Consider the following 264-nt stretch of genomic DNA (forward strand, 5'->3'; position numbering starts at 1 on the left):
CGGCCGATGGCCGATGGCGTGGAGATCCGCGCCGCCGACCTGTTCCTGCCGGGCGAAGCGCTGCTGAGCGCGCGAGGGGAGGCGCAGATTGCCGCCCTTGCGCGCCGCTTCGCCAGTGCGCCGGCGGTGGAAATCCGCAGCCATGGTGCGGACGCCCGCCACGAGCGGTTCGACGAATGGGATCTGGCCGCCGCGCGACTGGGCGCGGTTGCGCGGGCGTTGCAGGCGCGCGGGCTGGTCCGCGACCGGCTGCTAATCCGGGGC

General features: G+C 75.0%; 1 protein-coding gene. It reads left to right on the forward strand.

Features of this window, described 5'->3' with window-relative positions; translation table 11 throughout:
• Window positions 1-264 (forward strand): OmpA family protein (locus B2V90_RS16180; protein WP_349681223.1); only part of this gene is annotated, 264 nt, incomplete at both ends.

Origin of the sequence: Sphingobium sp. UBA5915 (genome assembly GCF_002431195.1) — a bacterium.
GTDB classification, from domain to species: domain Bacteria; phylum Pseudomonadota; class Alphaproteobacteria; order Sphingomonadales; family Sphingomonadaceae; genus Sphingobium; species Sphingobium soli.